Genomic DNA, 10030 nt, shown 5'->3' on the forward strand with positions numbered 1-10030 from the left:
CTGGAGACAACCATGAAGCTGCTCACCCGCCGCAGTGCCTTGCGCCGCCTGTGCGCCCTTCCCGCCGCGGCCGCCCTGGGCGGCGGGTTCCCGTTGATCGCCCGGGCCGCCGACTATTCCCTCAAGTACGGCAACAACCTGCCCGTCTCGCACCCGCTGAACATCCGCGCCCAGGAAGCCGCCGACCGCATCCTCAAGGAAAGCAACGGCCGCGTCGACATCAAGATCTTCCCCAACAACCAGCTTGGCGGCGACACCGACATGCTGGCCCAGGTGCGGTCGGGCGGCATCGACTTCTTCACGCCCTCCGCGCTGGTGATCGCCACGCTGGTGCCGGTGGCCGCCATCAACGCCGTCGGCTTCGCCTTCAAGGACTATGGCCAGGTCTGGGGCGCCATGGATGGCGCGCTCGGCGCCCACGTGCGCGCCGCCATCGCGCAGCGCCGCCTGTATGCCTTCGAGAAGATGTGGGACAACGGCTTTCGCCAGACCACCAGCAGCAAGGCGCCGGTGACCCGCGCCGCCGACATGGACGGCCTGAAGATCCGCGTGCCGGTCAGCCCGCTGCCCATCTCGATGTTCAAGGGCCTGGGCGCGGCGCCGGCCAGCCTGCAGTTCAGCGAGGTCTATTCCTCGCTGCAGACCAAGGTGGTGGACGCGCAGGAAAACCCGCTGCCCATCATCCAGGTGGCCAAGCTGTACGAGGTGCAGAAGTACTGCTCGCTGACCAACCACATCTGGGACGGCTACTGGTTCATCGCCAACGGCCGCATGTGGGAGGGCCTGCCGCAGGACCTGAAGACGGTGGTGGCGCGCGGCATCAACGAGGCCGGGCTGGCGCAGCGCGAGGACATCAAGAAACTCAACGCCTCGGTGCAGGCCGACCTGGAAGCCAAGGGCCTGACGTTCAACCAGCCCGCCGCCGACAGCTTCCGCGACCAGTTGCGCAAGGCCGGTTTCTACAGCGAATGGCGGCAGCGCTTCGGCCAGGAGGCCTGGGGCCTGCTGGAGCAGGCCGTCGGCAAGCTCGCCTGAGGCCGCGCCCATGTCCTCGCTCTCCTCTTCCCACGCCGCCGCGCCCGCGCTGCCGGCCCATCCGCTGCGGCGCGCGGGCGATGCGCTGGACGCGGCGCTGGGCGGCCTGGTCGAACTGGCGGCCGCCGCCATCGTGCTGGTCGAGATCCTGGTGCTGTTCGCCGGCGTGGTGGCGCGCTACGTGTTCCACAGCCCGCTGGTGTGGTCCGATGAGCTGGCGTCCATTCTGTTCCTGTGGCTGTCGATGCTGGGCGCCGTGGTGGCGCTGCGCCGCGGCGAGCACATGCGCATGACGGCGCTGGTCAACCATATCGGTCCGGCGCGCCGCGCGCGGCTGGAGGCCGGCGCGCTGGCCGCCTCGCTCGCCTTCCTGTTCCTGATCCTGGCGCCGGCCATCGAATACGCGCACGAAGAACACTTCATCATCACGCCCGCGCTGGAGCTGAGCAACGCCTGGCGCGCCGCCGCCATTCCGGTCGGCATGGGCCTGATGGCGGTGGTGGCGCTGCTGCGGCTGCTGCGCACCCAGACCGTGCCGCACCTGCTGCTGTCGCTGGCCGGCGCGGCGGCGATGGTCGCGGCGTTCTGGCTGGCGCAGCCGCTGTTCACGGGACTGGGCAAGCTCAACCTGGTGATCTTCTTCGTCGGCATCGTCGCGGCCACCGTGTTCGCGGGCGTGCCGATCGCGTTCTCGTTCGCGCTGGCGACGTTCTCCTACCTGGCGCTGACCACCAACACGCCGATGCTGGTGATGGTGGGCCGCCTGGACGAAGGGATGTCGCACCTGATGCTGCTGGCGGTGCCGCTGTTCATTTTCCTGGGTTCGCTGATCGAGATGACCGGCATGGCGCGCGCCATGATCCAGTTCCTGGCCAGCCTGCTGGGCCACGTGCGCGGCGGCCTGTCGTACGTGCTGATCGGGGCGATGTACCTGGTGTCGGGCATCTCCGGCTCGAAGATCGCCGACATGGCGGCGATCGCGCCAGTGCTGTTTCCCGAGATGCGCAAGCGCGGCGCCAGGCCCGGCGACCTGGTGGCGCTGCTGTCGGCCACCGGCGCGCAGACCGAGACCATCCCGCCGTCGATCGTGCTGATCACCATCGGCTCGGTCACCGGCGTGTCCATCGCCGCCCTCTTCACCGGCGGCCTGCTGCCGGCCGTGGTGCTGGGGCTGGCGCTGTGCTCGGTGGTGTGGTGGCGCTACCGCAAGGAAGACCTGAGCCTGGCGCAGCGCTTCGCGCCGCGCGAGATCGGCCGCTTCTTCGTCATCGCCCTGCCGGCCGTGGCGCTGCCCTTCGTGATCCGCGCCGCGGTGGTCGAGGGCGTGGCCACCGCCACCGAGGTCTCGACCATCGGCATCGTCTATGCGGCGGTGGTGGGCGCGCTGATCTACCGGCGCTTCGACCTGGCGCGGCTCAAGCCCATGCTGATCGAGACCGCCTCGCTGTCCGGCGCCATCATGCTGATCGTCGGCTGCGCCACCGCCATGGCCTGGGCCCTGACGCAATCGGGCTTCTCGGGCGACCTGGCGCGGCTGATGGCCGGCATGCCCGGCGGCAGCTACGGTTTCCTGGCCGTGTCGATCGTGGCCTTCATCATCCTGGGCAGCGTGCTGGAAGGGATTCCCGCCATCGTGCTGTTCGGGCCGCTGCTGTTTCCGGTGGCGGCGCAGGCGGGCGTGCACGAGGTGCATTACGCCATGGTGGTCATCTTCGCCATGGGCATCGGCCTGTTCGCGCCGCCCTTCGGCGTCGGCTACTACGGCGCCTGCGCCATCAGCCGGGTCGATCCCGACGAGGGCATCCGCCCGATCTGGGGCTACATCGCCGCGCTGCTGGTCGGGCTGGTCATCGTTGCCGCCTTCCCCTGGATTTCCATCGGTTTTCTCAAATCCGCGTCCTGAACGCCGCGCGGCCCATCGCGGGCCGCGCCCCCGCCACTTCCTACACAAGAATCCATCATGAGTCGTTTCCTGGGCGAGATCCGCCAACTCGGTTATGTGGTGCCCGACATCGAGGCCGCCATGGACTACTGGAGCCGCACGCTGGGCGTGGGCCCCTGGTTCTACAACCCCAAGGTGCCCATCGTGAACTACCGCTATGACGGCGCGCCCTACGAGCCGCACAACTCGGTGGCGCTGGCCAATTCGGGCTTCGTGCAGGTCGAACTGATCCAGACCCGCAACGACGTGCCGTCGATGTACCGCGACTTCCTGCGGGCCGGCCGCACCGGGCTGCAGCACGTGGCCTACTGGACCCAGGACTACGACGCCGACCTGGCGCGCCTGCTGGCGCAAGGCTTCGTGCCGAAGATGCAGGGCGAGGTCGGCGAGAACGGCCGCTTCATCTACTTCGACACCGAATACCACCCCGGCACCGTCATCGAGCTGTCCGAGGTGGCCGGCCCCAAGGGCCGCCTGTTCGACCTGATCCGCGACAGCGCGCGCGACTGGGACGGCCGCGATCCGGTGCGCCCCTTTCCCGACCTGACACGGCTTTGAAGCCGGGCCCCGGAACCCATCCATGAACACCCAAGTCATCCGCGCCACCTACCTGATCGAAACCCCGCTGGACCCGGCGCGCGTCGCCGAGGTGATGGCGGGCGAGCAGTCCTGCGGCACCTTCACCCGCGTCGAGGGCGAGACCGACGAACTGCGGGCGCGCGCCCGCGCCCAGGTCGAATCGGTGCGGGAGCTCGAATCCACCGGCCACGCCAGCCTGCCCAACGCCTGGCTGGCGCGCCAGCCGGGCGGCCTGCCGGCCACGCTGCGCCGCGCCCGCGTGCGCATCGCCTTTCCGGTGGCCAACATCGGCCCCAACCTGCCGACCCTGGCCGCCACGGTCGGCGGCAACCTGTACGACCTGGGCGAAGTGACCGGCCTGCGGCTGGAACGGCTGGAGCTGCCCGCCGACTACCGCGCCCAGTTCGACATGCCGCGCGTCGGCGTGGCCGGCACGCGCGCGCTGACCGGCGTGGACCGCGGCGCGCTGGTGGGCACCATCATCAAGCCCAACGTCGGGCTCTCGCCCGAGCAGACCGCGCACCTCGTGGCGCGGCTGTGCGCGGCGGGCGTGGATTTCATCAAGGACGACGAAGTCTGCGCCAACCCCGCCCATGCGCCGCTGGCGCAGCGCGTGGCCGCCGTCATGGCGGTGGTGCGGGCGCACCGCGAACGCACGGGGCGCCAGGTCATGGTGGCCTTCAACATCACCGACGAAACCGACGCCATGCGGCGCCATGCCGACCTGATCGAGCGCGAGCAAGGCAGTTGCGTGATGGCCAGCCTGAACTGGTGCGGCTATTCCGCCATCCAGACCCTGCGCCGCCACACGCCGCTGGCGCTGCACGGCCATCGCAACGGCTACGGCGCGCTGTCGCGCCACCCCTCGCTCGGCATCGGCTTCCAGGCCTACCAGACGCTGTGGCGGCTGGCCGGCGTGGACCACATGCACGTGCACGGCCTGCAAGGCAAGTTCTCGCAGCCCGACGCCGAGGTAGTGGAGAGCGCCCGCGACTGCCTGGCGCCGCTCACCCCCGGCATCGACGACGCGGTGATGCCGGCGTTCTCGTCCGGCCAGTGGGCCGGCACGGTGCCCGCCACCTGGGCCGCAGTGCGCACCGACGACCTGCTGTTCATGTCCGGCGGCGGCATCCTGGCGCATCCGGACGGCCCGGCGGCCGGCGTGCGGAGCATCCGCCAGGCCTGGCAGGCGGCGCGCGCCGGCCAGGACCTGGCCAGCTTCGCCGCTGACGCCCCCGAGTTGCGGCGCGCGCTGGCACACTTCGGGTCGCGCGCATGACGGACGGTCCCGCCCGCGCCGCCGCGCCGCGCGTCGCCTGGTACGGCGACGACTTCACCGGCGCCACCGACACGCTGGCGCACGTGGCGCTGGCCGGCTGGCGCAGCCTGCTTTTCCTGGGCGTGCCGACGCCGCGACAACTGGAACGCGCCGGCCCGCTGGACGCCCTGGGCATCGCAGGCGCGGCGCGCGGCATGGCGCCCGACGCGATGACGGCGGAGCTGCGCATGGCCGGCCGCTTCCTGGCCGCCACCGGCACCCGCATCCTGCACTACAAGTGCTGCTCCACCTTCGACAGCGCCCCGCACGTGGGAAGCATCGGCGCGGCCGTGGCCGAACTGCGGCGCCACATGCTCAATCCGCTCGTGCCCATCGTCGGCGGCCAGCCCGGCATCGGGCGCTACTGCAGCTTCGCCACCCTGTTCGCGCGCGCCGGCGCCGACCCCGAGGTCCACCGCATCGACCGGCACCCGGTGATGCGCGCGCATCCCGTCACGCCCATGCACGAGGCCGACCTGCGCCGCCATCTGGCGCGGCAGGGGCTGACCGGCATCGGATCCCTGCCCCATACCGCCTACCCTCCGCTGCGCGGCCCCGCCGACCTGCGCGCGGCCGATGACTGGATCGACGACATCGTGCACACGGTCGACGGCCCGCTGCTGCTGGACCTGGTGGACGACGAACAACTGGCGCTGATCGGCCGGCTGCTGTGGCGCGCGGCCGCGGCGCTGCCGTTGCTGGCGGTGGGTCCCAGCAGCGTGCAGCAGGCGCTGACGCGCGCCGCCGGACTCGCCCCCATGTCCGCCCCGCCCACGCTGGCGCCCGCCGAGGGGCCGGTGCTGGTGGTGGCCGGCAGCCTGTCGCCGGTCACGGCCCGCCAGATCGCCGCCTGCCAGCGGTATGCGAGGCACCCCTTGCAGGTCGAACGCCTGCTGGGCGACCCGGCCTATGCCCGGGCGCGCATCGAGGAGGCGGCCGGCGCGCTGGCCTCGGGGCACAACGTGCTGCTGCATACCGATGCGCCCGACCAGACCCTGACGGCGGACCGGACCGCCGCCACCGCGCGCGCCACCGGGCAGTTGGCGGCCGGCATCGTGCGCGCCAGCGCCGCCGCCGGCCGCCGGCTCACGCGCCTGGGCATCGCCGGCGGCGACACCTCCAGCCACGCCGCGTTGGCGCTGGGGTTATGGGGCCTGGGATTTCACGGCACGCTCGCACCCGGCGTCACCGTCAGCGTGGCGCGCAGCGACGATCCGCTGACCGACGGGCTGGAACTGATGCTCAAGGGCGGGCAGATGGGCGGAACGACACTGTTCGACGACCTGGTACTCGGCGCCGGGCGGGCCTGAGGCGATCCGCCGCCCGGCGCCGGCATCCGCGTCAGCCCGCCAGCGTGGCGTTGTCGATCACGAAGCGGTACTTGACGTCGCCCTTGAGCATGCGCTCGTAGGCGGCGTTGATCTCGTCGGCGCGCACCATCTCGATGTCGGCAACGATGCCGTGCCGCGCGCAGAAGTCCAGCATCTCCTGCGTTTCGGGAATGCCGCCGATCATCGAGCCTGCCAGCGAGCGGCGCTTCATGATGAAGTTGAAGACGTTCGGCGACGGATGCGGCGTGGCCGGGGCGCCCACCAGGGTCATGGCCCCGTCGCGCTTGAGCAGCGCCAGGAAGGCGTCCAGGTCATGCGGCGCCGCCACGGTGTCGAGAATGAAGTCGAAGCTCTGCAGATGCGCGGCCATCTCATCCGGATTGCGCGACACCACCACGTCGTCGGCGCCCAGCTCGCGGGCCGCGTCGCGCTTGGATTCCGAGGTGGTGAAGGCCACCACGTGCGCCCCCATCGCATGGGCCAGCTTGATGCCCATGTGGCCGAGCCCGCCGATGCCCACCACGCCGACCTTCTTGCCGGGCCCGGCGTTCCAGTGGCGCAGCGGCGAATAGGTGGTGATGCCGGCGCACAGCAGCGGCGCCACCGCGGCCAACTGCTCGGCCGGATGGCTGACGCGCAGCACGTAGCGTTCGTGCACCACGATCTTCTGGGTGTAGCCGCCCAGCGTCCAGCCCGGCTCGTCGGCGGTCGCCCCGTTGTAGGTCCCGACCATGCCATCGCAGTAGTTCTCGAAGCCGTCCGCGCACTCGGCGCAGTGCTTGCAACTGTCGACGATGCAGCCGACGCCGACCAGGTCGCCCGGCTTGAATCCCTGCACGTGGTCGCCGACGGCGGCGACGCGCCCGACGATCTCATGGCCCGGCACACAGGGATATTGCGTGCCTTCCCATTCGGACCGCACCTGGTGCAGGTCGGAGTGGCAGATGCCGCAGTAGGCGATGTCGATCTGGACGTCATGGGCGCCGGTGGCCCGGCGGCGGATCTCGAGCGATTCGAGCGGTTTGTCGGCGGCGTAGGCGCCATAGGCTTTCACAAGCATTGAAGACTCCCTGGTGCTTGTCCAAAAGGGACATTGTCCGGAATCGTTTGCGCCGCCGGTAGCGCAATCCGCCGAGATTCCTGCCCAATCCTGCACGGCCGCGGTGGCTCGGCCGGGAGCGGCGCTTGCTGGCGACGGGAAATTCCCCCCCGCCCAAGGAGCCGCCATGTCCAGCCCGTCAACGCCTTCGCCCCCGCCGCCGCGCCCGCAACACCCGGCCGTGCCCGACGACGCCCGCCACGACGCGCGCAAGGAGGGCAACGACCAGATTCCGGACGAGGACATCGAACCGGCGGATTCGACCGCCGACGATCCGCGTCCGGATGACGGCCCCGTGACCGCCGCCCGCCCGCCGCGGCGCCTGCGCGAACTCGACGCCGCCCGTCCCGATCTGCCAGGCGAGCACCTGGTGGTGCTGGGCCTGGGCGCATGGATGATGCTGCGCGGCATGCGCGGCGCGACGCCGCTGCGCCGCGTGCTGTGGACGCTGGCCGGCACCACCCTGGTCGGCCGCGCCGCCAGCGGCACGGGCGGCATCGCCCGCGTCGCGCGCCTGGTCCGGCGACTGGGCTGACGCCGGCCCTCCCTCCCCTCAATTTCAGGAGTTACGCCATGTCATCGAATCCCGACCCCGTCACCTCGCCCCCCGCCGGCCCCAGCGACTCCTCGGATTCGCCCAGCGACCTGCCATCGTCCTCGCGCGGCCGCGACAGCGATGCGCAGGGCACCGGCGCACGCCCCGCTGCCAATCCGCGCATCCCCGATGAAGACCCCGGCGCCGACATCCGCCCCGATGACGTCGTCGATGAAGCCGAGGCAGGCGTGTCGCATTCCCCTCCCGACGCGGTGCGCAATGGCGGCGAGGCCGACACGCCGGAGCCGTCGAGCCGCCGCCGCGGCCCGTAACGCTGTAACAGTGTGTCGTTCGGTAATAACCATCGACGCCTGCCCTCATCGCGCGCAAGCTGGGCACTCCTACCCATCCTTTTGGAGAGATTCAATGTATGAAGACATCCGAAGGCTAGGGGCGGCCGCCGCGATGCAGGGCGCCTGGAAGCTGGATTGCCCCTATTTCAAACTGGAGTCACTGCCTTCGCGTACCCGCGAGCCGATAGGCCAGTGGCTGGAAAAAGTGCGCGCCTGGGAAGGCGGCTGGCAGGACCAACAGCGCTTGCGGCCGCGCCTGTAGCGATCCGGCGGAGGTCGGTAAAAAGTACCGTTCCTCCCGCACCCCTGCCGGTCGATCGTGCACGGCATGGCCCTTCCCGGCCCGGGAACATGGATTGCTGTATGGCAGCACGGCCATATCCGATGCGCCGCGCACGCCAACCCAACGGGAGTACGCCATGACCATCCGCCATCTCACCACCCTTTCCCTGCTGCTTCTCGCGCTGGGCGGCCCGCAGGCCAGCATGGCGCAAGCCGCGCCCGCCGCCCCGGCAACCACCAAGCTGGACAGCGGCGACCGCGATTTCCTGGAAAGCGCGGCGCAGTCCGGCCACCTGGAGGTCGAGGGCAGCAAGATGGCGCTGGAAAAAGGCCACAGCGCCGACGTGAAGACGTTCGCGCAGAAGATGATCGACGACCACGGCAAGGCCGGGCAGCAGTTGGCGACCCTGGCCAAGGGCAAGGGCTATGAGGTGCCCACCGAGCCGTCCCTGGTGCAGAAGGCGCGGTTGAAGGCGCTGGGCCTGCGCGACGAAGGCTTCGACAAGGCCTATGCCGAGGAAATCGGCGTGGATGCGCACGAGGATGCCGTCAAGCTGTTCGAAAAGGCCTCCAACGAGGTCAAGGATCCGGATGTGAAGCAGTTCGCCATCCAGACGCTGCCGACGCTGCAGCAGCATCTGCAGATGGCCAAGACCCTGAAGCAGGCAACCGAGAAGCAATGAGCGTGACGGACCCATGGCTAACGTATGGACCGCGATGAGTTGTTGGCGCGCATGCTGGCCGCCTCCGTTTCCGACCGGCCGCTCAGCGATTGGCCCGAAGTGCTTTCCGACTATGCGGGATGCCTGGCCGCGCTGAACGACAAGCTGTCGCCGCGTGAAATGGAGGCGCTGGTCCGCGCCGGCGCCGATTTCTACCGGACGCTGGCGCGGGCCGAGCAGTACCGCCAGGCATCGGTCTGGAGCGCCCCGCCCTGATCGAATGGTCCGCGTTGCGAACGACAGGAGCTGCTGCGATGATCACTCCCAAACCGGTGGAGCCCTCGACAATGATCGGCAACGCGGCGGTGTCGCTGACGCCGCCGCAATCTCCTTGCTGTTGCCCTTCGGCAGCGGCCAACGCGGATCTCGCGCGGCCCGCGCCGGCCGCGCCTGGCGACGCGCTTGCCGCGCCGCGGCGCCGACCCCGGCTGTCGGTCGGCCTGTGGCTGGCCCTGCTGTTGTGGGCCATGGGCTCGATGCTGCTGGTGACGCTCAACCTGGCCGCGCGCCTGACGTCCTGAGGGGCGCGGCGCTTGGCCTCTCGCGAGGTCTACGCCCCGCAAGTCGGTCGGGCGAGCGGGTCAGCGTCCGAACTCGTTGCTCTTGCTGCCGCCCGAGCCGGTTCGGCCGCCCGGGATCTGGCCATCGGCCGCGGGATTGGCGCGCGAGCCCTTGACCGTTCCCTGGCCCTGCGTGGGCGCCGGCGGCTTGTCTGGCGGCGCGGTACGGGGAATGGTGGGCGGCGGCGCCGTCGGATCGCCCTTGGACGGGCCGGCCGCGCCTTCGCCAGGCATGGCCGGCGACGGGGCCGGGGCGACCGGCGCCTGCGAGCCC

12 protein-coding genes and 1 pseudogene are annotated in these 10030 nt (G+C 70.6%); 11 read left to right on the top strand and 2 right to left on the bottom strand.

What is annotated here, in order from left to right; all coding sequences use genetic code 11:
- Positions 1–12 precede the first annotated feature (12 nt).
- The 5 genes from HV783_RS26810 to HV783_RS26830 are packed head-to-tail and all read left to right on the top strand — an operon-like array spanning position 13 to position 6184.
- A complete protein-coding gene (locus tag HV783_RS26810) occupies positions 13–1035 on the top strand; it encodes a TRAP transporter substrate-binding protein (RefSeq protein ID WP_054502940.1) in 1023 nt (340 codons plus the stop codon).
- A 10-nt stretch (positions 1036–1045) separates the two neighbouring features.
- On the top strand, positions 1046–2938 hold the full coding sequence (locus tag HV783_RS26815; protein ID WP_175190205.1) for a TRAP transporter large permease: 1893 nt from the start codon (positions 1046–1048) through the stop codon (positions 2936–2938).
- Positions 2939–2995: 57 nt separating this feature from the next.
- Positions 2996–3535: a VOC family protein gene (locus HV783_RS26820; RefSeq protein WP_116791826.1), complete on the top strand. Its 540-nt coding sequence runs from the start codon at positions 2996–2998 to the stop codon at positions 3533–3535.
- Positions 3536–3557: 22 nt separating this feature from the next.
- A complete protein-coding gene (locus HV783_RS26825) occupies positions 3558–4835 on the top strand; it encodes a ribulose-bisphosphate carboxylase large subunit family protein (RefSeq protein WP_175190206.1) in 1278 nt (425 codons plus the stop codon).
- Entirely contained in the window at positions 4832–6184 is a 1353-nt protein-coding gene (locus tag HV783_RS26830) for a four-carbon acid sugar kinase family protein (RefSeq protein WP_175190207.1), read from the top strand. The genes HV783_RS26825 and HV783_RS26830 overlap by 4 nt, the downstream gene beginning before the upstream one ends.
- Before the next feature lie 31 nt (positions 6185–6215).
- Here HV783_RS26830 and HV783_RS26835 read toward each other — a convergent pair whose 3' ends face one another.
- The gene (locus tag HV783_RS26835; protein WP_054502944.1) at positions 6216–7265 is read right to left on the bottom strand and encodes an NAD(P)-dependent alcohol dehydrogenase; all 1050 of its coding nucleotides are present in this window, start codon (positions 7263–7265) and stop codon (positions 6216–6218) included.
- A 166-nt stretch (positions 7266–7431) separates the two neighbouring features.
- On the opposite strand from HV783_RS26835, the gene HV783_RS29550 reads away from it, so the two are divergent.
- The 6 genes from HV783_RS29550 (at position 7432) to HV783_RS26865 (ending at position 9717) form a co-directional block, all read left to right on the top strand.
- The gene (locus HV783_RS29550) at positions 7432–7839 is read left to right on the top strand and encodes a hypothetical protein (RefSeq protein ID WP_244976816.1); all 408 of its coding nucleotides are present in this window, start codon (positions 7432–7434) and stop codon (positions 7837–7839) included.
- Between the two features lie 38 nt (positions 7840–7877).
- On the top strand, positions 7878–8171 hold the full coding sequence (locus HV783_RS26845; protein ID WP_116791829.1) for a MatE family transporter: 294 nt from the start codon (positions 7878–7880) through the stop codon (positions 8169–8171).
- A 94-nt stretch (positions 8172–8265) separates the two neighbouring features.
- Positions 8266–8454 carry a CrpP-related protein gene (locus HV783_RS26850; protein ID WP_162876623.1) on the top strand — a complete coding sequence of 63 codons (189 nt, stop codon included), beginning with the start codon at positions 8266–8268 and terminating at the stop codon, positions 8452–8454.
- 157 nt (positions 8455–8611) lie between these two features.
- Positions 8612–9157: a DUF4142 domain-containing protein gene (locus tag HV783_RS26855; protein ID WP_054502947.1), complete on the top strand. Its 546-nt coding sequence runs from the start codon at positions 8612–8614 to the stop codon at positions 9155–9157.
- A gap of 24 nt (positions 9158–9181) precedes the next feature.
- Entirely contained in the window at positions 9182–9412 is a 231-nt protein-coding gene (locus HV783_RS26860; RefSeq protein ID WP_054502948.1) for a hypothetical protein, read from the top strand.
- A 38-nt stretch (positions 9413–9450) separates the two neighbouring features.
- A complete protein-coding gene (locus tag HV783_RS26865; RefSeq protein WP_156330771.1) occupies positions 9451–9717 on the top strand; it encodes a hypothetical protein in 267 nt (88 codons plus the stop codon).
- 60 nt (positions 9718–9777) lie between these two features.
- Here HV783_RS26865 and HV783_RS26870 read toward each other — a convergent pair.
- Positions 9778–10030: pseudogene (locus tag HV783_RS26870) on the bottom strand (hypothetical protein); the annotation flags it as partial.

The organism is Achromobacter dolens (assembly GCF_902859745.1).
Classification (GTDB): domain Bacteria; phylum Pseudomonadota; class Gammaproteobacteria; order Burkholderiales; family Burkholderiaceae_B; genus Achromobacter; species Achromobacter dolens.

Coding starts and splice junctions, on each gene's coding strand:
- HV783_RS26825 (WP_175190206.1), top strand. CDS start 3,558: ATGAACACCCAAGTCATCCGCGCCACCTACCTGATCGAAACCCCGCTG.
- HV783_RS26855 (WP_054502947.1), top strand. CDS start 8,612: ATGACCATCCGCCATCTCACCACCCTTTCCCTGCTGCTTCTCGCGCTG.
- HV783_RS26820 (WP_116791826.1), top strand. CDS start 2,996: ATGAGTCGTTTCCTGGGCGAGATCCGCCAACTCGGTTATGTGGTGCCC.
- HV783_RS29550 (WP_244976816.1), top strand. CDS start 7,432: ATGTCCAGCCCGTCAACGCCTTCGCCCCCGCCGCCGCGCCCGCAACAC.
- HV783_RS26815 (WP_175190205.1), top strand. CDS start 1,046: ATGTCCTCGCTCTCCTCTTCCCACGCCGCCGCGCCCGCGCTGCCGGCC.
- HV783_RS26850 (WP_162876623.1), top strand. CDS start 8,266: ATGTATGAAGACATCCGAAGGCTAGGGGCGGCCGCCGCGATGCAGGGC.
- HV783_RS26830 (WP_175190207.1), top strand. CDS start 4,832: ATGACGGACGGTCCCGCCCGCGCCGCCGCGCCGCGCGTCGCCTGGTAC.
- HV783_RS26835 (WP_054502944.1), bottom strand. CDS start 7,265: ATGCTTGTGAAAGCCTATGGCGCCTACGCCGCCGACAAACCGCTCGAA.
- HV783_RS26845 (WP_116791829.1), top strand. CDS start 7,878: ATGTCATCGAATCCCGACCCCGTCACCTCGCCCCCCGCCGGCCCCAGC.
- HV783_RS26810 (WP_054502940.1), top strand. CDS start 13: ATGAAGCTGCTCACCCGCCGCAGTGCCTTGCGCCGCCTGTGCGCCCTT.
- HV783_RS26860 (WP_054502948.1), top strand. CDS start 9,182: ATGGACCGCGATGAGTTGTTGGCGCGCATGCTGGCCGCCTCCGTTTCC.
- HV783_RS26865 (WP_156330771.1), top strand. CDS start 9,451: ATGATCACTCCCAAACCGGTGGAGCCCTCGACAATGATCGGCAACGCG.